Consider the following 20,869-nt stretch of genomic DNA (forward strand, 5'->3'; position numbering starts at 1 on the left):
CGGAAGAGAAACAATGGCACTACTCGAAATCAAGAATCTGCAGGTGCGCGTCGAGGAGCGCGAAATTCTCCACGGGCTCTCGCTGACCGTGAACGAAGGCGAGATCCACGCGATCATGGGACCGAACGGTTCCGGCAAGTCGACGCTGTCCCACGTCATCGCCGGCAAGCCCGGCTACGAGGTCACCGGCGGTGAGATCCTGTTCAAGGGGGAAAACCTGTTGGAGATGGAGCCGGATGAGCGCGCCGCCAAGGGCGTGTTCCTGGCGTTCCAATATCCGGTCGAGATTCCCGGCGTCGCCACCATGACCTTCCTGCGCACGGCCTTGAATGCGCAGCGCAAGGCGCGCGGCGAGGACGAATATTCGACACCCGATTTCCTGAAGAAGGTGCGCGAGGTCGCCAAATCGCTGAACATCCCGCAGGACATGCTCCGGCGCGGCGTCAATGTCGGCTTTTCCGGCGGCGAGAAGAAGCGCAACGAGGTGCTGCAGATGGCGCTGTTCGAGCCGAGCCTGTGCATCCTCGATGAGATGGATTCCGGTCTCGACATCGACGCGCTGCGCATCGCTGCCGACGGCGTCAATGCGCTGCGTTCGCCCGAGCGCGCGATGATCGTCATCACCCACTATCAGCGCTTGCTCAACTACATCGTGCCTGATGTCGTGCATGTGATGTCGAAGGGCCGCGTCGTGAAGACCGGCAACAAGGAATTGGCGCTGGAGCTCGAGGCTTCGGGCTACACCCAGTTCGAAGACGCGGCGTAAAACGCGCGAATGGATCTGTGATGACGGTTGCTTTGGTCAAGAACGACACTGGCACGGCGGCGAACGGCATCTTTGCTGCCGCGGCCGGCCGGCTGCCCGGGAAGGGCAGGGTCGCCGATCTCAGGCGAGAGGCCTTCGCGGCGTTCGAACGCGCCGGCCTGCCGCATCGGCGCGTCGAGGAATGGAAATACACCGATCTGCGCGCGCTGATGCGCGAGCTGCTGCCGCAGGCCGCTGCGCCTGACGCGGCGGCCCTGGCGCGTGCCAAGGCGGCGCTGCCGTCCGTTACGATCGACGGCGCGACCAGGCTGGTGCTGGTCGATGGCATGTTCGCGGCCGAATTGTCAGACGGCATCCAGGCCGGTGTCAGCGTTCGAACGCTGCGCGACGTGCTGGAGAACGAGTCCAACGAGGCGCGTGGCGATCTGCTGCTGACGACCTCGACCGACGCGATGATCTCGCTGAACGCGGCTCTGGCAACCGACGGCGTGGTGGTCGGAATCGCCGACGGCGTGCAGTTGTCGGCGCCGCTGCAGATCATTCACGTTGCGACCGCCGGAAAGACGTCGCGCTACACCCGCTCGCATCTGCAGGTGGGGAAGGGCGCACGTGCGACCCTGGTCGAGACCTGCGTCGCGGCCGAGGGCGCCAACGCCTATCAGGCCAACGACGCCGCCGTGATCTGGATCGGCGACGGGGTCGAGCTGTCGCATATCCGGCTGATGCGCGATGCCCCTGACGCCTTCAACGTGACCTCGAACATCGTCACCGTGGGGGCCAGGTCCAAGCTCAATTTGTTCAACATGACCAGCGGCGGCGCGGTGAGCCGGTTGCAGGGCTTCATCACGCTTGCGGGCGAGGATAGCGAACTCACGGTCAACGGCGTCAACCTGCTGCGCGGCAAGCAGCATGGCGACACGACGCTCGTCGTCGACCACGCCGTTCCCGGCTGCACCAGCCGCGAAAATTTCCGCGCCGTGCTCGACGATCGCGCGCATTCGGTGTTCCAGGGCCGCATCATCGTTCGCCCCGACGCGCGGAAGACCGACGGCAAGATGATGACGCGGGCGCTCTTGTTGTCCGACGAGGCCGAGGCGGACAACAAGCCCGAGCTCGAGATCTTTGCTGACGACGTCTCCTGCGGCCATGGCGCGACCTCGGGTGCGCTGGACGAGAGCCTGCTGTTCTACTTGCGTGCGCGCGGCCTGCCCGAGAAGCAGGCCCAGGCGCTGCTGGTTCAAGCCTTTGTCGGCGAGGCGATTGAGGCGATCGAGGACGAGAGCTTGCGGGAACGCGTCATCGACGCCGCACAACATTGGTTGGAGTCCCGCGCATGAGCACGCATTCGGCAGTCGCCAACGGCAGCTACGACGTGGAGCGCGTGCGCGCCGATTTCCCGGCGCTGTCGCTGCAGGTCTATGGCAAGAGGCTGGTCTATCTCGACAACGCGGCCTCGGCGCAAAAGCCGACTGCGGTGCTCGATCGCATGACGCAAGCCTATACGTCCGAATATGCCAACGTGCATCGCGGCCTGCATTATCTCGCCAATGCCGCCACCGAGGCCTATGAGGGCGGCCGCGCCAAGGTCGCGCAATTCCTCAATGCGCGCCGGACTGAAGAAATCATATTCACCCGCAACGCGACCGAGGCGATCAACCTGGTCGCGTCATCCTGGGGCGCGCCGAACATCGGTGCGGGCGATGAGATCGTGCTCTCGATCATGGAGCATCATTCCAACATCGTGCCATGGCATTTCCTGCGGGAGCGCCAGGGTGCGGTGATCAAATGGGCCCCGGTCGACGACGAGGGCAACTTTCTGATCGACGAGTTCGAGAAGCTGCTGACCGACCGCACCAAGCTGGTCGCGATCACGCAGATGTCGAACATGCTGGGCACCGTGGTGCCGGTCAAAGAGGTGGTCCGGATCGCACATGCGCGCGGGATTCCGGTGCTGATCGACGGCAGCCAAGCTGCCGTGCATCTGGCGATCGACGTCCAGGATATCGATTGCGACTTCTACGTCTTCACCGGGCACAAGCTGTACGGCCCAACCGGCATCGGCGTGCTCTACGGCAAATATGATCTCCTCGCCGCGATGCGCCCGTACAATGGTGGCGGCGAGATGATCCGCGAGGTCGCGCGCGACTGGGTGACCTATGGCGATCCGCCTCACAAATTCGAGGCAGGAACCCCGGCGATCGTGGAGTCGGTCGGACTTGGTGCTGCGATCGACTATGTCAATTCGATCGGCAAAGAGCGGATCGCCGCGCACGAGCACGATCTCCTGACTTACGCGGAGGCGCGGCTGCGCGAGATCAATTCGCTGCGGCTGATCGGCACGGCCCGTGGCAAGGGGCCGGTGATCTCCTTCGAGATGAGGGGCGCGCATGCGCACGACGTTGCCACCGTGATCGATCGGCAGGGCGTTGCGGTGCGCGCTGGCACCCATTGCGTGATGCCGCTTTTGGAGAGATTCAATGTCACGGCGACCTGCCGGGCGTCGTTTGGCATGTACAATACCCGGGACGAAGTCGATCAACTGGCGCAGGCGCTGATCAAGGCGCGGGATTTGTTTGCATGAGCGACACAGCCGAAATCAAAACCCAGTCCGTCGAAACGCATTCGGCCCTGCCGCCGGAAGAAACCGAACGGCTCTCGCAAGAGATCATCGCGGCGCTCAAGACGGTGTTCGACCCGGAAATCCCGGCCGATATCTATGAGCTCGGCTTGATCTACAAGGTCGAGATCAAGGACGATCGCAGCGTCGATGTTGTCATGACCTTGACGACGCCGAACTGCCCGGCCGCCGGTGAGTTGCCGACCATGGTCGAGAACGCCATTGCGAGCGTGCCAGGGGTCGGGGTTGTAAGCGTCAACATCGTCTGGGAGCCGCAATGGACGCCGGACCGGATGAGCGACGAGGCACGGCTCGTTCTCAACATGTGGTGAGGCGTTGTCGGGCACGAATTTTGATTAGAGGGCGGAATCCATGACCGCCGGGATTGACGACATGAACACGATGACAAACACGCAATCCACCCCTGCCACGAAACCGAAGCCGCGGCCCCGTCCGCAGGTGATGAAGCTGACGGAGGCGGCTGCCGCGCGCATCCGTGAGCTGACGAACCGTGCGGATTCCGAGATCGTGGGCCTGCGCGTCGGGGTCAAGAATGGCGGCTGCGCCGGGCAGTCCTACACGGTCGAATATGCCCATGAGATCCGGCCCACCGACGAGGTGGTCGAGGACAAGGGCGTCAAGATCCTGGTCGACCCCAAGGCGGTGTTGTTCCTGCTCGGCACCGAGATGGACTATCACGCCGACAAGATGCAGGCCCAGTTCGTATTCAATAACCCGAACCAGATCAGCGCCTGCGGTTGCGGCGAATCGGTGCAGCTCAAGCCAGCCGAGGTGTGACAGCTCCGCGGCAGGGCGGCTTCGCGCCTTGTCGCATTCCGGACATTGACAATCGCTCCTCGCAGATAGGACAACCGCATCGGGGCTCCGGCATCGCATGCCGGACAGCAATCAGCGGTGGACGCGATGGACCGCGAATTCCTGGTCGATCTGTTTGCCGGCTTCGGGCCGGTCACGATACGGCGGATGTTCTCGGGCTTCGGCATCTCCGCCGACGGCATCAACTTCGCGCTGGCGCTGCGCAGCGGGCTTTATCTGCGCGTCGACGAGGAGAACGTTGCCGCTTTCGAAGCCGCAGGTTCAAAGCCGTTCCAATACCAGACGCGGGCGCGAACCATGACGGTCGGCTCGTACTGGGAGGTGCCTGCCCATCTGTTCGACGACGTCGAGGAATTCGCCGAATGGGCGAGGGCGGCGTTGGCCGCGGCACAGCGCGCCGCGTTGAAGAAACGGAGCAGGGTGCGCAAGCCGGCGATAAAGAAGACCGGGACCGGCGTGGAGCGACCCGCGGCGAAGACAGCATCCGGACGCCTGGGATCGGGCAAGACGCGTGCAACAAAGCGAGGCGCTGCGCCGCCAAGCAGGAAATCGAAGACGGCGAAGGCCGCAGCACGCGGGGGCAAATCCGGCCGCAAAGGCAGCAGCAAGAGAAGCTGAGCGAAGGGCCGATGAGGCTTCTGCGCATCAGGCGCCGGTGAGCCAATCGCTCCCAGGGGATTTTGCTAGGCCACCTGGCTCCGGGCTTGTGCGGTGTATTCCGGGTCGATTTCTGAGATCACCCGGTTGCGGCCGTTGCGTTTGGCGGCATAGAGACAGGCGTCCGCTCGCTCGATCAGCGCGTCGGTATCGTCGCTTGGCTTGAGCATCGACACGCCCACCGAGATGGTGACGCGGCCGAGGACCTCGCCGGTCGATTTTTTCTTCAGCTCCTTCGCCATCACGGCGCGGCGGATCTGATCCGCCACGGTCAATGCCTGCCGTAGCGCTGTGTTCGGCAGCAGGACCGCGAACTCCTCGCCGCCATACCGCGCCGTGACGTCCCGGCCTGTGATCGCATGTTTCAACGATATCCCGACCAGACGGAGCACCTGGTCGCCGGTGAGATGGCCATAGGAGTCATTGAACGACTTGAAATGATCGATGTCGAACATCAACAGCGACAGCGGTTCGTTGTTGGCGAGCGCGGTCTGCACGGCAATCTCGATCATGCGGTCGAAATATTTGCGATTGCCGAGACTGGTCAGCGGATCGGTCAGGCTCTCGGCCCGGATCGCCTCAAGGCTGTGCTGCAGGCCGCTGATTTCGCTCTTCGAGAGCGACAGTCGCTGTTCCAGGATGCGGTTCGTGTCGCGCATCTCGCGCGTCGACTTCGCGAGCATATCGATGATCTCGACCAGCTGCTCGCGGTCGGTCACAGAGGCAAGCTTCTGGTCTGCGCTCGCAAGGCTTGCATCATAGCTTGCGGTCATGCCGAGCGCGTCTGTGATCAGATTCATTACGTCGTCAATCTCGCCGATGACGCGCGCGCCGACCTTGTCGAGGCGGTCGGTGGTCTTCAGGTGGGACAGATAGGTTTCGTAGAGTTGCTCGAGCTCGGCTTCGGCCAGCTTGCCGCTACGCGCGAGCGTCTCGTTGATGATCTTGTTGAGCGCGGCGTTGTAGCCGGTGGCGTAGACGTACCAGATCTCATAGTTGCGAGGGGTGGCCGGATGGCGCAGCGACTTGATCTGGCTGAGCGCGACATCGGCAAAGGCCATCGTGCGTTCGTGTTCGTCAAGCACATTGACCACTACCAGTTCCCCGCAATCAGCCGCGTCGCCAGCAATCATTAAATAATGAGAGCCAAGCTAGTGGACGAGAATGAATTAGCGGTAAACGCGTGTGGTGAAGGGGATACTCGCGCGTCTGCGGACCCTGCTGCCGCGTGCACGATTAGGGGGCGCCTGGCAACGCCATAGCCCTCGCTGCGACAATGCGCGAGCGATATTCCGCGCCGACAAAGTCTGGATCGGCGACGACTTTATGTCGATGGGCTCGGCTTAGACCGGCGCGCGAACCGGCCTGAGCAGGAACGCAGGAAGATGCGAGTGATCCGCCGGCTCATTGTCGGGTTCGCGGTGCGGGCGTCGCATCGGCGTCCGTCCCGGTGAGGCGGGTTGCGGCGCGGCGGGCGTCGCGCGGCTTCGGCCGCCATTGGCATGAGCCGGTTCGCTCTCCGAGCGACGCGGCTCGCTATGCGTGCGGCGCGGCTCGCGTTCACGCGACGGCGCCTTGCGGCCGCGTCGGGCCGCATCGCGTGGCCGCCGCTCATGCGCCTCGTCATCATGCGAGGACGCTTCCTGGACGGTGTAATCGCCCTCCGCGCGGGGAATGGTTTGTCCGATCAGCTTTTCGATCGCTGCGACCGACTTCTGGTCGGGCGGCGTCACGATCGAGATTGCGGTCCCGGTGCGCCCGGCGCGGCCGGTACGGCCGATGCGGTGCACGTAATCGTCGGGATGATGCGGCACGTCAAAATTGAAGACGTGGCTGACTTCGGGAATGTCGAGGCCGCGGGCCGCAACGTCGGAGGCGACGAGCAGCGGCAGCTCGCCTTTGCGGAATTGGTCCAGCGCGGCCATGCGCGCCGATTGATCCATGTCGCCGTGCAGGGCGCCGACGCTGAAGCCGTGCTTCTGCAGGGACTTGTAGACGATGGCGACGTCGCGCTTGCGATTGCAGAAGATGATCGCGTTCTTGAGGTCCTTGGCCTCGCGCAGCAGGCGGCGCAGCACCTCGCGCTTCTGGTGTGCCTCGCGCCCGGCGGGCACCTGAGACTGCGTCACGGTGACGGCAGTGGTCGCGGGCCTGGAGACTTCGACCTTCTGCGGATTGTGCAGGAAGGCCTCGGTGACGCGCCGGATTTCCGGCGGCATGGTAGCGGTGAAGAACAGGGTCTGCCGGGTGAAGGGGACGAGCTTGCAGATCCGCTCGATGTCCGGAATGAAGCCCATGTCAAGCATGCGGTCGGCTTCGTCGATCACCAGGAGCTCGACGCCGGTGAGCAGCAACCCGCCGCGTTCAGTGTGGTCGAGCAGGCGGCCGGGCGTCGCGATCAGCACGTCCACGCCGCGCGTCAGCTTCGAGTCCTGGTCGCCGAAGGAGACGCCGCCGATCAGCAGCGCAACGTTGAGCTTCTGACCTGCGCCGTAGCGGTCGAAATTCTCTTTGACCTGGGCTGCCAGTTCGCGGGTCGGCTCCAGGATCAGGGTCCGGGGCATGCGCGCCCGGGCGCGTCCCTTTTCCAGGATCGTCAGCATCGGAAGGACGAAGGCGGCCGTCTTGCCGGTGCCGGTCTGGGCGATGCCGAGAACGTCGCGGCGGGCCAGGACGTGGGGGATGGCTTGTTCTTGAATGGGGGTCGGTGCGGTGTAACCAGTTGCCGCGACTGCGGCCAGCACCTTGTCGGATAAACCGAGATTGGAAAAGGACATCGAGCCTCTGTTTGGCGGGCCCCTCTATGACGAGGCCTCTATTCGACGCCGCCGTTAGGAATCGAAGGTAACAGGCTGTGGTCGCGCTCAGCCCCAAACGGCGTGCTTTTTGATAAGCTGGGGGCTCTGTGACTTACGCTGACCCCGCGGTTGCTCTGTTTAGGAATCAGACCGATCCCGAGCCGCGTCGCATCGGAAGATAGGGGGTAATTGGGCAAAGTCAATGGAGGAGATGCGCGAAGTATCGAAAAAGCTTAATGTTTTTGCATTATTTGCAGGCAGCCTGTCGCAAAGCTGTTGCATTTGAACGGGCGCTTAGCTGGTGCTGAAGGTCGAGAATCGTTGCCGAAAGGCGTCGCGCGAGCAGGTTCGAGAGGCTTGCGACATCAGAACCAGGTATTTCAAGAATCAGGGTTTTCAGATCCGCGCAGATGGGGAAGGGCGATGTATTCGAAAGCGCGGCTTGATGTATTGAGTGACGGCATCTTCGCCGTGGCGATGACCTTGCTCGTGCTCGACGTTCGTTTGCCGGATGATTTCCACCCCCACGACAACAACGAGCTGATCGTCGGCGTCGTCAATCTCTGGCCGAAATTCCTGCCCTATCTGCTGAGCTTCGGGGTGCTGGGCCTGCGCTGGCTCGCCAACATTCAGGTTCGCAGCCGCGCCGATTACGTCAACCGGGAATATGTCTATTGGTGGCTGTTTTACCTGCTGCTCATCACCTGCGTTCCGTTCACCACGATCGTGGTTGGGCGCTTCGCGCACGTGCAGGCTGCGATATGGCTTTATGCCGGCCACACGCTCCTGATCGCATTGGTCGGTTCGCGCCTGGTACGGATCACGCCGCATCTGGAGCAGGGCGATCATTTGCGCGAGCGGCAACTCTCGGCGCTGTTGCTGATGCTCGCATCGGTCGTTGCTATCCTCGTCAGTTTCATCGCTCCGCATCTTGCGCTCTGGTCCTTTCTGCTGGCCTTCGGCGGCCCGCTGCTGCGGCGCTGGAGGCAGGAACTGCCGGTCGCGCATTGAACCACCGCCGATGATTGTCCGACTATGCCGAGATGGGTTCGCATAGGTCCAGACGACGCAAGCGCGGCCTTGGAGCGGGACAGAGGACGACAATGACGATATCGCTCAGGACGTGGATCGTCGGCGGCTTGGCGCTGATCGTGGTAGCCATGACCGCTCCGGCGCAGGCGGAAAAACGCGTGGCGCTGGTGATCGGCAACAACGATTACAGATTCGTTCCGAAGCTGCAGAAGGCGGTCAATGATGCGCGCACCATGGGCGACACGTTGAAGCAGCTCGGCTTCAGCGTGATGGTCGCCGAGAATCTGAGCCGGCAGCAGTTCAGCCAGGCGCTGCTGGCCTTCGACAATGCGGTCGAACCCGGTGACACAGCGTTCTTCTTCTATGCCGGACACGGCTTCGAGATTGCCGGCCAGAATTTCCTGCTGCCGACGGACGTTCCGGCTGCGACCGAAGGGCAGGAGGAGCTGGTCCGCGACGCCTCGGTTCTGGCGGACCGCATCATCGAGCGGCTGCAGAACAAGAAGGCGCGAACCTCGATCCTGGTGTTTGACGCCTGCCGCAACAACCCGTTCGAGCGCCCCGGCACGCGCGCGGTTGCCGGCGGCGGCGGGCTTGCGCCGATGACGCAACTGCCCGAAGGCGTGTTTTCGGTGTTCTCCGCAGGGCCGCGGCAGACCGCGCTCGATCGGCTGTCGAACGATGATGCCAACCCGAATTCGGTCTTCACGCGCACCTTTGCCAAGGAGCTGACCCAGTCCGGCGTCAATCTGGTGCAGGTCGCGCAGCGCACGCGCCGCCTGGTCAGCGAGATGGCCGAGACCGTGCACCATAAGCAGATCCCGGTCTATTTCGATCAGATGGTGGATGACGTCTTTCTCAACGGCATCGCCAGTGCCGCGGTGGGGGGCGCCAAACCTGCCGATCCGTCGCAGAAGCTGGCGGCGCTGCCGCCGGTCGCGGCGCCGCGCCTGCCTCCGGCCAATGAGAGCGTGAATGCGCCGATCGCGATGTTCTCGCGCCACAATGGCGGCTGGACTATCACGTTCTCGATTGTGGATCCGACGCTCGGCATTTCCTGGCGGATGGGTGACGCCGGCGACTTCCGCGAGACCGGCTTCATGGATGTACTGGATCCGCGAACCCGCAAGCGGATGCCCAATCCCTCCATCGAGCTGCCGGCAGACGCGCCGGCCGGGACAATCCAGGTGCGCTATGTTGATGCCGGTGGCGAGATGCAGGGGCCGTTCCCGATCAAATTCGAGCCCGAGGCCGCGCTGATTCGAGACCAGCGCAAGATCCTCGACATGACCGCGACCAGCTGGCTGTCATTCCGCGAGTTCAACGGCCTGCTCGTCTATTACACGCATCTGATGTCGTATCGCTGCGCGATCCGCCAGATACGAATCGGCATCGATACCGCCGTGCCCGACAAGGTCCTGAGCCTCCCGGCCTGCGACATGAAGGATCCGATTGCGATTCCCTCCAATGCGACGCCGTATCTGAAGCTGCCGCCGTCGACGCAGTTCGTGTCGGTCGAGTTGACCTATCGCGACGGGAGCGTGTCGGAGATCAAGAGCTTTCGCCGCTGATCCTTATCTGATGGGACGCGGCGAGGGCGCTGGCTTACGAGCGGACGCTCTGCCAGATCAACGGCTGCTCTGCCAGATCAAGATCAGGCCGAGCGCCGCCGCGGCTGCGCCATAGCCGGCCCACTCGATCTGATCGATCATGAAGCTCGATCTTGGCCAGGCGATCACGCCGGTCCCTTGGCCGATCCATAGCAGGCCGAGGGCGAGCAGGAGCAGACCTGCGATCAGAAGAACTCTGCGCATCTCCGCATCCCTCCCGGTCAAGGCCGCTGCATGCAGGTCCGCTGGTGCTGCGGTCAACTGCGGCTGCTGTTATTTGCGGCTTACCGCGACCGTAGCGGCTGAGTGCAGCTCTGACCAGAGCACTGGCTGGGACCGACGGGCGCCATAAACAAAAAGCCCCGGCAGAGCCGGGGCTTTTCTCATCCGATCCGTTGGATAGGCTTAGTACTTTTCGCCTTAGTACTTGGCGACGACCGGGCCGGTCCAGTTGAAGCGATAGACCAGCGAGGTGCTGATGGTCTGCACCCACGGCTTGAAGCTGACGGTGTCCGTGCTGAGCGCGTTCGTACCATCGAAACGGACATTGAGGTCCTTCCGATCGTAGTAGGCAGCGCGATACTCGGTCTTCATGAACCAGCCGGGAGCCGAGATGCCGAAGATGTTCAGGTTGTTCTCGACGCCGCCGCCGACGAACCAGCCGTTGCGGTTGAACGAGTCGGTGTGGAAGCCTGCCGGAATGCCGGTGAAGGACGAAACGAGGGTCGTGCCCGACCAGTGCGATCCGGAGTAACCAGCGTTGACGTAGGACAGGACGTTCGGCGCGACCAGATAGCCAAGGCGAACACCTGCAGCCCAGGAATCTTCCAACTTGATGCGGCCCTGGAAGGCAGCGAACGTATCGTCGACGTTGCCGCGGAGGCTGCCGAACTGACCGTCGGCGAATGCACCGATCACCCAGCTCGGATTGACCTGCCAATCGTAGCCGAGACCGACGGTGCCGAACCAGCCATCACCGCCGTTGCGATGATCGATCGTCGACGTGGTGACCCCCGCGATCGTCCGATTGGTGTGGGTGTCGGCGTCCCAGATGCCGCCGCCGGCGCCACCGAAGATGTAGAAGCCGGTCCAGCTCGGAGCGACCGGAGCCATCGGAGCCTTCACGTAGGGCTTCGCAGCCAGATCAGCTGCCGAAGCGGCTCCCGTCATCGCGGCCACCGCGGTCAAAGCGAGCAAAAGCTTTTTCATAATCCTAATCCCCAAGTCCACATGCCGCCGCTGGCAGACATTTTGTCGGCGATTCCCTCGCCTGATGTGCCCGAACTATAGCCGATTGGTGCCTAAAAGCTGTTGCCCGACGGGCACACCATGCGGAAAACTACGGCTTCTACTCGTTGCTTCGAAAGTAAGCTTCTGAATCGTTTGTAAAAAACTGGCTCCACGCGAACTGTGTGGAACCTGCAATTGTGGCTTGAAAAGGCGTTGCCGATCAGACGTCGAGGAGCTCGTCGCTGGCAAATTCCGCCCTTTCCGAAATGAAGGCGAAACGCGCCTCCGCCTTGGTGCCCATCAGCCGTTCGACCGAGTCGGCCGTGCCTTCGCGATCGTCGGCGAGCAGCATCACCCGCAACAGCGTGCGCTTGGACGGGTCCATCGTGGTTTCCTTGAGCTGCGCCGCACTCATTTCGCCGAGACCTTTGAAGCGGCTGATCTCCACCTTGGCATTGGCGTGGAATTGGCTCTTCAGCAGCTCGTTCTTATGGGCATCGTCTCGTGCGTACACGGACTTGGCGCCGTGGGTGAGCTTGTAGAGCGGCGGCACGGCCAGATAGAGGTGCCCCTCGTCGATCAGCCGCGGCATCTGCCGGTAAAAGAAGGTGATCAGCAGCGAGGCGATATGGGCGCCGTCGACGTCGGCATCGGTCATGATGATGATGCGCTGATAGCGCAGGTCTTCTTCCCGGTATTGGGTTCCGGTGCCGGGACCCATCGCCAAGACGAGATCCGAGAGCTGGGCATTGGCGGTCAGCTTGTCCTTGCCCGCTGAAGCCACGTTGAGGATCTTGCCGCGCAGCGGTAGCACGGCCTGGGTCTTGCGGTCGCGCGCCGCTTTGGCGCTGCCGCCGGCCGAATCACCCTCGACGATGAAGAGCTCCGAATTTGCCGTCCCTGCATCGGTGCAGTCGGCCAGCTTGCCGGGGAGGCGGAGCTTCTTGGTCGCGGTCTTGCGCTGCGTCTCTTTTTCCTGGCGACGACGGATACGCTCCTCGGCGCGCTCGATCACGAAGTCGAGCAGCCGATTCGCCTGCACCGGATTGCCCGACAGCCAGTGGTCGAACGGGTCCTTGACCGCCTGCTCGACGATCCGCTGGGCCTCGGCAGTGGCCAGACGGTCCTTGGTCTGGCCCTGGAATTCCGGCTCACGCACGAACACCGAGAGCATGACGGCGGCGCCCGCCATGATGTCCTCGGAGGTGATGTTGGCGGCGCGCTTGCCCTGGCCGGCGCGCTCGGCATGGTCCTTCAAGCCGCGCAGCAACGCGCTGCGGATGCCGGATTCGTGGGTGCCGCCGTCAGGGGTTGGAATGGTATTGCAGTAGGAAGACAGGAAACCGTCGGCATCGGCGGTCCAGGCCACCGCCCATTCGCAGCCGCCATGGCCGCCGGTGCGGCCCGACTTGCCGGCGAAGATGTCCGGATGCACCAGGGTATCGGCATGGATGGCGGCTGCCAGATAATCCTTGAGGCCGCCCGGGAAGTGGAAAGTCGCCTCGGGCGGCACGTCCTCGACGCCCTTGAGCAGCGACGGATCGCACTTCCAGCGGATCTCGACGCCGCCAAACAGATAGGCCTTGGAGCGCGCCATCTTGAACAGCCGCTGCGGCTTGAACGCCGCCTTGGCGCCGAAGATGGTCGGGTCAGGCTGGAAGCGGACCTTGGTGCCGCGGCGGTTCGCCACCTTGCCAACTTCTTCCAGCTTGCCCTTCGGGTGTCCGCGCTCGAACACCATCCGGTAGAGCTTCTGGTTGCGGGCGACCTCGACCTCGAGCCGCGTCGAGAGCGCGTTCACCACAGAGATGCCGACGCCGTGCAGGCCGCCCGAGGTCTCGTAGACCTTGGAGTCGAACTTGCCGCCGGCGTGCAGGGTGCACATGATGATCTCGAGCGCCGACTTCTTCGGGAACTTCGGATGCGGGTCGACCGGGATGCCGCGGCCGTTGTCGGTCACGGTCAGGAAGCCGTCGGTATCAAGTTCCACCTCGATGAAGGTGGCGTGGCCGGCCAGCGCCTCGTCCATCGAGTTGTCGATGACCTCGGCGAACAGGTGATGCAGCGCCTTCTCGTCGGTGCCGCCGATATACATGCCGGGCCGGCGCCGGACCGGCTCCAGCCCCTCCAGAACCTCGATATCACGGGCGGTATATTCGCCTTCGGAACCGGCCGCGCGCGCGGCCGCCTTGGCCGGCGCTTTGCTTTTCACGGCTGCCTTGGCGGCCTGCGCCAACATCTCGCCGGGCTTGGCCTTGGTTTTGGCTGCGGATTTCAATGGCTTGTCCATAGATTTTGATAGCTTGCATGCGCCAGGCGGAACGCCGAGCATGACGAATCGGTTGGCCTGACTATGCCATGGATGGGCAGAAAACAATGACCGCCACCTGTCGGGCGGTTCTAGCGCCTGAAATGGGGACCGCGCCGGCCACTTTCACGCGCCGTGTCGGCCTTTGTGACTTGAAGTCAAATGGTTCCCCGGCGTACCAGTCCGTTTCGTGGGAACCGTAATAGGCTTCAATGACTTAAGGCGCGGGACGCGGGAAAGGCAAATCGGAGATGGAAGACGTTGGGCGCGCGGTCGCCGACTTCGTGCGCGACCATCAGGCCTGGGCGGCTCCGATCGTGCTTTTGCTCGCCTTCGGGGAATCGCTTGCCTTCATCTCCCTGCTGATCCCGGCCTGGGGGGCCTTGGTTGCGATCGGGGCTCTGATCGGCGTTACCGGCATGAACTTCTGGCCGCTTTGGCTCGCCGGCGGACTGGGCGCGGCCCTTGGCGACTGGGTCTCCTATTGGTTTGGCTATCGGTATAAGGACCACGTCGCCCAGATGTGGCCGCTGTCTCGCTACCCCAAGATCTTGATCCGCGGCGAGGCATTCGTGCGTGAGTGGGGCGTCCCAAGCATCTTCATCGGACGCTTCTTCGGACCCTTACGCGCTTCGGTGCCGCTGGCCGCCGGCATCTTCGAGATGCCCTACCTGCAGTTTCAGATCGCCAATTTCGTCTCTGCCCTGGTCTGGTCGGCCGTGCTGCTGCTGTTCGGCGATATCATCGGACGCACCGTCGAATGGATCTGGCGACTCTTCTGAAAGCCGTTGCCGTCCGCTGCTTGACGCGGGAACCGCGCGGCCTTATAGCCCTGCGCCCATGATCAACGCCGCGACCATGATGTTCGCCATTGAACGCCGCCGTACCGCCGCGGTGCGGGCGTTGATCTGCGTTTAGATCACAGCCCTTGCCGCCGGATCCGATCCCGCGGCGCCTCCCATGCAGCGTGATCTGATCAGGCGGCTCCTTCGCCAAGCAGGAGCCTTTCGATGTACACGCCACCGCCCTTCAAGCCTGACCGCGCCGCGAGCCTCGGCTTTGCCGAGGCCCGTGGCTTCGGCACGGTCTGTGCGTGGGACGGACGCAAGCCGGTCGCATCGTCGCTGCCGTTCTACCTGAGCGCCTCCGCCGACGGTACGCCGCAGGCTTTCTTCCACGTGGCGCGCGGCAATCTGTTGGCGAAGCTTGCGAACGGCACGACGTCCTGGCTCCTCGCAGTGTCCGGTGCGGACGCTTATGTCTCGGCCGACTGGTACGTTTCGCCCGATCAGGTCCCGACCTGGCTCTACCAGGCCGTGCACCTGACCGGGCCGGTACGCATCTTGTCGGAGGCCGAGCTCGGCGCGCAGGTCGATGCCCTCAGTGCCAAGTTCGAACACTGGCTGTTGCCGAAGAAGCCCTGGACGTCCGACAAGATGAGCGCTGGGCGTCTCGAGGCAATGAAGAAGGCGATCATCGGTCTCGTCATGACCGTTGAGGAGGTCGAAGGCAGCTTCAAGCTCAACCAGCACAAGTCGGAGGCCGACTTCGTCGCCGTCGCTGGCGCGCTCTCCGACCAAGCCGACACGAGTTCGCAACAGATTGCGCGTCTGATGCGCGAGGCGCGGCCGGACGCATTTGCCGGTGAAATCAACAGGACCTGAAGGGAGCGTGTCATGACCTTGATCGATACCAAGCAGCCAAAAGACCAAGCCGCAGGTGCCGCGACACGCTCCGTTTTCGTCGACGGTGGGTCGGGGACCACCGGCCTCGGCATCGCCGAGCGGCTGAGCCGGCAGCCCGACATCACGGTGAAGCAGATCGCTGACGACAAGCGCAAGGATCCGGGGGCCAAGCGGGCACTGATGGAGGAGGTCGACCTCGTCATCCTCTGTTTGCCCGATGACGCCGCCAAGGAGACGGCGGCGCTGATCGACAGCATGGGGAACGCCGCACCCAAGGTGATCGACGCCTCGACCGCGTTCCGCGTCGCCCCCGACTGGACCTACGGCTTTCCTGAGCTCGCCCCGGATCAGGCCGACAAGATTCGCGTCGCGCGAAAGGTCTCCAATCCCGGCTGCTATCCGACCGGCGGAATCGCGCTGCTGCGGCCGCTGGTCGATGCCGGACTGCTACCGCAGGACTATCCGGTCACGGTGAATGCCGTCAGCGGTTATTCGGGCGGCGGCAAGTCGATGATCGCGAGCTTCGAGAACGGCACCGCGCCGGCCTTCGAGCTCTACGGCCTCGGCTTCGAGCACAAGCATCTGCCGGAGCTGCAGCTTTACTCGAAGCTGACGCGGAGGCCGATCTTCGTGCCGTCGGTCGGCAATTACCGGCAGGGCATGCTAGTCTCGGTGCCGCTGCAGCTCGACACGCTGCCAGGCAAACCTGACGGCGCCGACTTGCAGGCCGCGCTGGCCAAGCACTATGCCGGGAGCAAGTATGTTTCGGTCCTGCCGCTCGACAACGACGCAGCCAGGAGCGGCCGGCTCGAGCCGGAAGCCTTGAACGAGACCAACAGGCTCGAGCTCTACGTCTTTGCCAGCGCCAAGCATCACCAGGCGGTGCTGGTGGCGCGGCTCGACAATCTCGGCAAGGGCGCCTCGGGCGCAGCGGTGCAGAACCTGCGGCTGATGCTCGGCCTTCCCGATCTCGAGAGCTGAGGACGCTGCAAATCACCTTGCTCGGCGGCCATCGCCGCCGAGCAGTTCGACTGCCAATGTGACCGGCCCGTTGTGCTCCGCAGAGCAGGGTCGCTTCGAATTGTTCAGAGCAAGATGATGGACGGAAACGAGACTGCATTCGACCTGGACCATCTGCCGGTCACACCATCTGATATCAGCGCCGCCGCGACCACGATCAAGGACTCGGTGCTGGCCACCGCCTGCAACAAGAGCCGCACGCTCAGCGACATCTGCGGCTGCAATATCTGGCTGAAGTTCGAGAACCTGCAATTCACGTCCTCGTTCAAGGAGCGTGGCGCCTTGAACCGGCTGCAGGCGCTGTCGGCCGAGCAGCGGAAAAGCGGCGTTATCGCGATGTCGGCGGGCAATCACGCCCAAGGCGTGGCCTATAATGCTAGGCGGCTCGGCATCCCCGCGGTCATCGTGATGCCGATCGGTACGCCCATGGTGAAGATCGAGAACACGCGACGGCTCGGCGCCGAAGTCATCGTCTCAGGGGCGACGTTGGAAGAGGCGGGCGCGTTCGCGCGCAGCCATGGCGAGGCGAACGGGCTGACCTTGATCCATCCCTATGACGATCCGCTGATCATCGCCGGCCAAGGCACGGTCGCACTCGAGATGCTCGATGCAATCCCTGATCTCGACACGCTGGTGGTGCCGATCGGCGGCGGCGGCCTGATCTCGGGAATGGCGATCGCGGCGCGCGCGCGCAAGCCGTCCATGCGCATCATCGGTGTCCAGGCCGAGCTCTACCCATCGATGTACAACGCCGTCTACGGCAGGGATCTGCCGATGCGCGGCGACACCCTGGCCGAAGGCATCGCGGTCAAGGCGCCGGGCGCGATCACGACCGAGATCATCCGGCATCTGGTCGATGACATCGTGCTCGTCACCGAGCCGCAGATCGAGCGTGCGGTGGCGACCTTGATCTCGATCGAGAAGACGGTGGTGGAAGGGGCCGGCGCCGTCGGGCTTGCCGCGGTCCTCGCGTTTCCGGAGCGTTTTGCCGGACGCAATGTCGGGCTGGTCCTGACCGGCGGCAATATCGACACGCGGCTGATCGCTTCTGTGCTCACGCGAGAACTCGCGCGCGAGGGCCGGCTGACCCAATTGTCGATCGACATCGTCGATCGACCCGGCCAGCTTGCCGCGGTCTCGACGCTGCTCGCCGAGGCCGGCGCCAACATCATCGAGGTGTCGCACCAGCGCACCTTCTCCGATCTGCCGGCCAAAGCGACTTTGCTCGAGCTTGTCATCGAGACCCGCGATCAGGCGCATCTCGATGATGTGATGGCGAAGCTCGCTGCGGCCAATTTCAAGGCGCGCTGCGTGTAACGACTGGCCCGAGCTTATAGCCAGCCGAAGATCGCAATCGCCAGCACGGCCTGGGCGAGGAAGCCGACAGTGAAGGCGAGGGTCCGGAACACCGGCAGTCCCAGCGTGTAGACGATAAGATGGGCAACGCGCGCCCAGAAATACACGGCTGTGGCGAGCACGGTCCATTTGGTCGAGTAGTCCATCGAATTCAGGATGAGGACCAGGGGCGCGAAGATGACGAGGTTTTCGACGGCGTTGTCATGCGCGAACATCAGCCGCGTGGCCCACGGCGCCAGCGGCTTGTCGCCGCGCGCCGGGTTGGCCATCGCGCCGGACAGGCCGCGCACCTGGCAGCGGTTCAGGACGTAAGGGATCCACAACAGCCCGGTCAGAATCACCGTGAGCGTCAGCCAGAACAATTCCCGCGTCATCGATTTCCCCTCAACTTACACCGTCCCGTCCCGGCGGGACGCGGGGGTTATATTCAATCGCGGCTTGCCGCGCTATGCACGAGCGCGCACATAGGAGCCCGGCGCATCCTCGACCGGCGGAAAATCTTCGCTGCCGACGCTCCGCGCGGGAACTTGCTCCGGATCGAGCTGGCCAAGCCATTCGCGCCAGTCCGACCACCAGGACCCTTTGTGCTCCTGCGCCGCCTTGATCCAATCCTTCAGCGAAATGTCGTGGATCGTCTCGTTGGTCCAATACTGGTATTTGCCCGCCGCGGGCGGGTTGACGACGCCGGCGATATGGCCGGAGCCCGACAGGACGTATTTCACCGGGCCGCCGAAGAACTGCGAGCCGTAGAGCACCGAGTCGGCCGGCGCGATGTGATCTTCGCGCGTCGCCAGATTGTAGACCGGCACCTTCACCTTGGTGAGATCGAGTAGCGTGTTGTCCAGCACCATCGTGCCCGAGGTCAGCCGGTTCTCCAGATAGCAGTTGCGCAGATAATAGGAATGGTTGGCGGCGGCCATCCGCGTCGCGTCGGAATTCCAGTGCAACAGATCAAAGGCCGACGGCGGCTGTCCCTTCAGGTAGTTGTTGACGACATAGGACCAGATCAGGTCGTTGGAGCGCAGCATGTTGAAGGCCATCGCCATCTTGCTGCCCTCGAGCACGCCCGAGGCCTGCATGTCCCGCTCCAGCGCCGAGATCTGGTTCTCGTCGACGAACACGAGCAGATCGCCGGCATGGGTGAAATCCACCTGCGCGGCCAGGAACGTTGCCGACGTGACGCGCTGCCGCCGCTTGTCCGCGAGCCAGGCGAGCGTCGTCGCCAGCATGGTGCCGCCGACGCAATAGCCGAGCGTGTGCACCTTCATCTCGCCGGTGACCCGCTCGATGACGTCCATCGCCTTCAGCGGGCCTTCCTTCATATAGTCTTCCCAGCCCTTGGCTCCGAGGCTCTTATCGGGATTGACCCAGGAGATCACGAATACGGTGATGCCCTGATCGACGCACCATTTGATGAAGGACTTCTCGGGCCGGAGGTCGAGGATGTAGAACTTGTTGATCCAGGGCGGCACGATCAGGAGCGGTGTGCGCAGCACCGTCTCCGTGCTCGGCGTATATTGGATCAGCTGCATCAGGTCGTTCTGGAAGATCACCTTGCCCGGCGTCGTCGCCATGTTGACACCGACCTCGAGGTTGGCCGGATCGGACTGGCGGATCTTCAGCATGCCCTTGCCGGCTTCGATGTCCTCCGCCAGCATTTGCATGCCACGCACCAGGTTTTCACCATTCGACGACACCGTGTGGCGCAGCACCTCCGGATTGGTCAGCACGAAATTCGACGGGGCCAGCGCGTTGGTGATCTGGTTGACGTAGAACTCGGCCTTCTTGCGGGTCTGCGGATCGAGGCCTTCCGCATTGTGCACAAGGTCCTGCGCCCATTGTGTCGTCAGCAGATAAGCCTGCATGATGAAGTCGAAGAACTGGTTCGACTTCCACTCCGGATCGGCAAATCGCCTGTCGCGCGGCGACGGCGAGATCGCGGGCGGCGCCTCTTCACCGGCGAGCCGCCGCGCAGTAGAGCCCCACAGATCCAGATAACCCTTGCCGATTTTGGTCTGGATGTCGCTGGCGCGCTCATTGTCCGAGAGCCAATATTCGGCCACAGCGGTGAATGCCTTGACGACTTCGGAGAGCTCGGTCGGCGGCCGGTCCTGCACCTCGCCGCTCTCGCGCGGCTTCAGATAGGCCGCAAGCGCCTTGCCGCTGCTTTCCAGGGCTTTCGCGATGTTCCTCGCGAAAGCTTCGGAATCAAATGTTGTTGTCGGTTGGGTCTCGGTGGGAACGTCAGTCATGGCTCAACTACACTACCGTGTCGTGGGCGGTTCGTCACCGCGCGAGATCAACAATCCGCGAGTTTGCGGTTAATTCGATTGCAGCGTGTTGCGCCGCGACAAAGGATCGTGCTTCCGACATATTGCGCTTCTACCCGGCGAGGTTGCTGTTGGGATTGTCAACGCGTCCGGTGACATTTGGTTGTCCCGCGGCAAAATGTACCGAGCGGCAGAGCGGCATCAGAGGACGGAGGTCGGCGCAGGTGAGGGCAGCGTCGTCGTATGGCAGTCATAGGCCGGGGGTGCTGGCGGCGGGCATGATGCTGCTCGCCAGCGCGTTCGTGCTGTCCGGCTGTTCCACGCCGATCGCGGATCTGCCCGCAACCGCGAATCCCGCCGACGCGCAGGCCCGGGCCGGCGGCTACCTTCCGGTCAACGAGCTGCCGCCGGAGCGCGACTCCGCGACCATGTCCCCGGACGAGCGCGCCAAGATCGAAAGGGAGCTGCTGGCGGCGCGCGACCGGCAGGCCTCGACGGTGGTCAAGCACGCAGGGAAGTAACCGGCTTCGCTGACGCAGTAATCTTCTGGCGCGGCGCGGCGTCCGTGCTAAAAGACCGGAATCAACCGTCAAGTGGTGAGGGTAAGCGGGCCGGTCAGCTCGGAAGTCATGCCAAGGTACTGACTTGGCGTGGGTTTCAGGCACCCAGGTCCGCCAGCAAAC

The 20,869-nt window shown here is 63.4% G+C and carries 20 protein-coding genes; 13 read left to right on the forward strand and 7 right to left on the reverse strand.

What is annotated here, in order from left to right; all coding sequences use genetic code 11:
- Positions 1-13 precede the first annotated feature (13 nt).
- The 6 genes from sufC to BRAS3843_RS21900 all read left to right on the forward strand — a co-directional run bounded on the left by sufC (position 14) and on the right by BRAS3843_RS21900 (position 4,838).
- Positions 14-766: a Fe-S cluster assembly ATPase SufC gene (sufC, locus tag BRAS3843_RS21875; RefSeq protein WP_008971231.1), complete on the forward strand. Its 753-nt coding sequence runs from the start codon at positions 14-16 to the stop codon at positions 764-766.
- Between the two features lie 20 nt (positions 767-786).
- Positions 787-2,103 carry a Fe-S cluster assembly protein SufD gene (sufD, locus tag BRAS3843_RS21880; RefSeq protein ID WP_008971232.1) on the forward strand — a complete coding sequence of 439 codons (1,317 nt, stop codon included), beginning with the start codon at positions 787-789 and terminating at the stop codon, positions 2,101-2,103.
- Positions 2,100-3,347 carry a cysteine desulfurase gene (locus BRAS3843_RS21885; protein WP_008971233.1) on the forward strand — a complete coding sequence of 416 codons (1,248 nt, stop codon included), beginning with the start codon at positions 2,100-2,102 and terminating at the stop codon, positions 3,345-3,347. The genes sufD and BRAS3843_RS21885 overlap by 4 nt, the downstream gene beginning before the upstream one ends.
- Entirely contained in the window at positions 3,344-3,715 is a 372-nt protein-coding gene (locus BRAS3843_RS21890) for an SUF system Fe-S cluster assembly protein (RefSeq protein ID WP_008971234.1), read from the forward strand. Before BRAS3843_RS21885 ends, BRAS3843_RS21890 begins: the two co-directional genes overlap by 4 nt.
- Positions 3,716-3,785: 70 nt before the next feature.
- Positions 3,786-4,181, forward strand: a complete 396-nt coding sequence (locus tag BRAS3843_RS21895) for an iron-sulfur cluster assembly accessory protein (RefSeq protein ID WP_008971235.1) — start codon at positions 3,786-3,788, stop codon at positions 4,179-4,181.
- Positions 4,182-4,307: 126 nt separating this feature from the next.
- Positions 4,308-4,838 (forward strand): TfoX/Sxy family protein, encoded by a 531-nt coding sequence (locus BRAS3843_RS21900; RefSeq protein ID WP_008971236.1) that lies wholly within the window; start codon positions 4,308-4,310, stop codon positions 4,836-4,838.
- Between the two features lie 65 nt (positions 4,839-4,903).
- Here the strand turns inward: BRAS3843_RS21900 and BRAS3843_RS21905 are convergent, their stop codons facing one another.
- Positions 4,904-5,971 carry a GGDEF domain-containing protein gene (locus BRAS3843_RS21905; RefSeq protein ID WP_008971237.1) on the reverse strand — a complete coding sequence of 356 codons (1,068 nt, stop codon included), beginning with the start codon at positions 5,969-5,971 and terminating at the stop codon, positions 4,904-4,906.
- Positions 5,972-6,220: 249 nt separating this feature from the next.
- Positions 6,221-7,654 (reverse strand): DEAD/DEAH box helicase, encoded by a 1,434-nt coding sequence (locus BRAS3843_RS21910; RefSeq protein ID WP_008971238.1) that lies wholly within the window; start codon positions 7,652-7,654, stop codon positions 6,221-6,223.
- Between the two features lie 444 nt (positions 7,655-8,098).
- Between BRAS3843_RS21910 and BRAS3843_RS21915 the strand changes: the two genes are divergently transcribed.
- Positions 8,099-8,686 carry a TMEM175 family protein gene (locus BRAS3843_RS21915; RefSeq protein ID WP_008971239.1) on the forward strand — a complete coding sequence of 196 codons (588 nt, stop codon included), beginning with the start codon at positions 8,099-8,101 and terminating at the stop codon, positions 8,684-8,686.
- A 92-nt stretch (positions 8,687-8,778) separates the two neighbouring features.
- Entirely contained in the window at positions 8,779-10,278 is a 1,500-nt protein-coding gene (locus BRAS3843_RS21920) for a caspase family protein (protein WP_008971240.1), read from the forward strand.
- 57 nt (positions 10,279-10,335) lie between these two features.
- Here BRAS3843_RS21920 and BRAS3843_RS21925 read toward each other — a convergent pair whose 3' ends face one another.
- The 3 genes from BRAS3843_RS21925 to parE all read right to left on the reverse strand — a co-directional run bounded on the left by BRAS3843_RS21925 (position 10,336) and on the right by parE (position 13,837).
- Positions 10,336-10,521, reverse strand: a complete 186-nt coding sequence (locus BRAS3843_RS21925; protein WP_008971241.1) for a hypothetical protein — start codon at positions 10,519-10,521, stop codon at positions 10,336-10,338.
- 216 nt (positions 10,522-10,737) lie between these two features.
- Complete coding sequence (locus BRAS3843_RS21930) at positions 10,738-11,526, reverse strand: outer membrane beta-barrel protein (protein ID WP_008971242.1); 789 nt, start codon at positions 11,524-11,526, stop codon at positions 10,738-10,740.
- 241 nt (positions 11,527-11,767) lie between these two features.
- A complete protein-coding gene (gene parE / locus BRAS3843_RS21935) occupies positions 11,768-13,837 on the reverse strand; it encodes a DNA topoisomerase IV subunit B (protein ID WP_008971243.1) in 2,070 nt (689 codons plus the stop codon).
- A 269-nt stretch (positions 13,838-14,106) separates the two neighbouring features.
- Here parE and BRAS3843_RS21940 point away from each other — a divergent pair, with 269 nt between their 5' ends.
- From BRAS3843_RS21940 to BRAS3843_RS21955, 4 genes are all read left to right on the forward strand, one after another.
- Positions 14,107-14,637 carry a DedA family protein gene (locus tag BRAS3843_RS21940; protein ID WP_008971244.1) on the forward strand — a complete coding sequence of 177 codons (531 nt, stop codon included), beginning with the start codon at positions 14,107-14,109 and terminating at the stop codon, positions 14,635-14,637.
- Positions 14,638-14,865: 228 nt separating this feature from the next.
- Positions 14,866-15,519: an FMN-binding negative transcriptional regulator gene (locus tag BRAS3843_RS21945; protein WP_008971245.1), complete on the forward strand. Its 654-nt coding sequence runs from the start codon at positions 14,866-14,868 to the stop codon at positions 15,517-15,519.
- A gap of 12 nt (positions 15,520-15,531) precedes the next feature.
- Positions 15,532-16,521 (forward strand): N-acetyl-gamma-glutamyl-phosphate reductase, encoded by a 990-nt coding sequence (argC, locus tag BRAS3843_RS21950; protein ID WP_008971246.1) that lies wholly within the window; start codon positions 15,532-15,534, stop codon positions 16,519-16,521.
- Positions 16,522-16,635: 114 nt separating this feature from the next.
- Positions 16,636-17,877 carry a threonine ammonia-lyase gene (locus BRAS3843_RS21955; protein ID WP_035982429.1) on the forward strand — a complete coding sequence of 414 codons (1,242 nt, stop codon included), beginning with the start codon at positions 16,636-16,638 and terminating at the stop codon, positions 17,875-17,877.
- A gap of 14 nt (positions 17,878-17,891) precedes the next feature.
- Here the strand turns inward: BRAS3843_RS21955 and BRAS3843_RS21960 are convergent, their stop codons facing one another.
- Positions 17,892-18,290 carry an MAPEG family protein gene (locus BRAS3843_RS21960; RefSeq protein ID WP_008971248.1) on the reverse strand — a complete coding sequence of 133 codons (399 nt, stop codon included), beginning with the start codon at positions 18,288-18,290 and terminating at the stop codon, positions 17,892-17,894.
- Positions 18,291-18,362: 72 nt separating this feature from the next.
- Positions 18,363-20,168: a class I poly(R)-hydroxyalkanoic acid synthase gene (phaC, locus tag BRAS3843_RS21965; RefSeq protein ID WP_008971249.1), complete on the reverse strand. Its 1,806-nt coding sequence runs from the start codon at positions 20,166-20,168 to the stop codon at positions 18,363-18,365.
- 296 nt (positions 20,169-20,464) lie between these two features.
- On the opposite strand from phaC, the gene BRAS3843_RS21970 reads away from it, so the two are divergent.
- Positions 20,465-20,707, forward strand: a complete 243-nt coding sequence (locus BRAS3843_RS21970; RefSeq protein ID WP_050886498.1) for a hypothetical protein — start codon at positions 20,465-20,467, stop codon at positions 20,705-20,707.
- The last annotated feature ends 162 nt before the right edge of the window (positions 20,708-20,869 follow it).

This window comes from Bradyrhizobium sp. STM 3843, assembly GCF_000239815.1.
Classification (GTDB): domain Bacteria; phylum Pseudomonadota; class Alphaproteobacteria; order Rhizobiales; family Xanthobacteraceae; genus Bradyrhizobium.

Bases quoted from the DNA above. Each gene is read 5' to 3' on its own strand.
- sufC (WP_008971231.1), top strand. From the start codon at position 14: ATGGCACTACTCGAAATCAAGAATCTGCAGGTGCGCGTCGAGGAGCGC.
- sufD (WP_008971232.1), top strand. From the start codon at position 787: ATGACGGTTGCTTTGGTCAAGAACGACACTGGCACGGCGGCGAACGGC.
- BRAS3843_RS21885 (WP_008971233.1), top strand. From the start codon at position 2,100: ATGAGCACGCATTCGGCAGTCGCCAACGGCAGCTACGACGTGGAGCGC.
- BRAS3843_RS21890 (WP_008971234.1), top strand. From the start codon at position 3,344: ATGAGCGACACAGCCGAAATCAAAACCCAGTCCGTCGAAACGCATTCG.
- BRAS3843_RS21895 (WP_008971235.1), top strand. From the start codon at position 3,786: ATGACAAACACGCAATCCACCCCTGCCACGAAACCGAAGCCGCGGCCC.
- BRAS3843_RS21900 (WP_008971236.1), top strand. From the start codon at position 4,308: ATGGACCGCGAATTCCTGGTCGATCTGTTTGCCGGCTTCGGGCCGGTC.
- BRAS3843_RS21910 (WP_008971238.1), bottom strand. From the start codon at position 7,654: ATGTCCTTTTCCAATCTCGGTTTATCCGACAAGGTGCTGGCCGCAGTC.
- BRAS3843_RS21915 (WP_008971239.1), top strand. From the start codon at position 8,099: ATGTATTCGAAAGCGCGGCTTGATGTATTGAGTGACGGCATCTTCGCC.
- BRAS3843_RS21920 (WP_008971240.1), top strand. From the start codon at position 8,779: ATGACGATATCGCTCAGGACGTGGATCGTCGGCGGCTTGGCGCTGATC.
- BRAS3843_RS21925 (WP_008971241.1), bottom strand. From the start codon at position 10,521: ATGCGCAGAGTTCTTCTGATCGCAGGTCTGCTCCTGCTCGCCCTCGGC.
- BRAS3843_RS21930 (WP_008971242.1), bottom strand. From the start codon at position 11,526: ATGAAAAAGCTTTTGCTCGCTTTGACCGCGGTGGCCGCGATGACGGGA.
- parE (WP_008971243.1), bottom strand. From the start codon at position 13,837: ATGGACAAGCCATTGAAATCCGCAGCCAAAACCAAGGCCAAGCCCGGC.
- BRAS3843_RS21940 (WP_008971244.1), top strand. From the start codon at position 14,107: ATGGAAGACGTTGGGCGCGCGGTCGCCGACTTCGTGCGCGACCATCAG.
- BRAS3843_RS21945 (WP_008971245.1), top strand. From the start codon at position 14,866: ATGTACACGCCACCGCCCTTCAAGCCTGACCGCGCCGCGAGCCTCGGC.
- argC (WP_008971246.1), top strand. From the start codon at position 15,532: ATGACCTTGATCGATACCAAGCAGCCAAAAGACCAAGCCGCAGGTGCC.
- BRAS3843_RS21955 (WP_035982429.1), top strand. From the start codon at position 16,636: ATGATGGACGGAAACGAGACTGCATTCGACCTGGACCATCTGCCGGTC.
- BRAS3843_RS21960 (WP_008971248.1), bottom strand. From the start codon at position 18,290: ATGACGCGGGAATTGTTCTGGCTGACGCTCACGGTGATTCTGACCGGG.
- phaC (WP_008971249.1), bottom strand. From the start codon at position 20,168: ATGACTGACGTTCCCACCGAGACCCAACCGACAACAACATTTGATTCC.
- BRAS3843_RS21970 (WP_050886498.1), top strand. From the start codon at position 20,465: ATGATGCTGCTCGCCAGCGCGTTCGTGCTGTCCGGCTGTTCCACGCCG.